The organism is Aeromonas enterica, from assembly GCF_054052465.1.
Map to the genome: position 1 here is coordinate 1 of NZ_JBSTYL010000074.1, position 338 is coordinate 338.

Here is a 338-nt window from a genome sequence, read left to right on the forward strand (position 1 = left end):
AGGCAGGGGTATCCATGATGGTAGACCTCAAGGAGATGGCCTACTTCAAGATTAGCCTTTCAACACGTAATTGGGACAGAGCCTTTTTTATGGCGTTGTTGCCCAAATCAGCCATTAGGCCACAACTTCCCCAGCCCCAGGTGATAGCTACACATGGGGCTTTCTAACCGGCAGACCAAGGGCATTCAGTTTGTTCATCGCACACACGTAGGCCATGATCTCTCCCACTTGTCCGTTGTAGTTACGCAGACTGATTTTTCCCGTCATCAATTGTTTGAACCTATACATCGCCGTCTCGGCCAATGAGCGCCGATGATACCCGGACTGCTGCTTCCAGT

At 50.6% G+C, this 338-nt stretch carries 1 pseudogene; it reads right to left on the minus strand.

Going from position 1 to position 338, the window contains the following annotated elements:
• Positions 1-147 precede the first annotated feature (147 nt).
• Positions 148-338, minus strand: a pseudogene (locus tag ACW5XD_RS23960) (IS5/IS1182 family transposase); the annotation flags it as partial.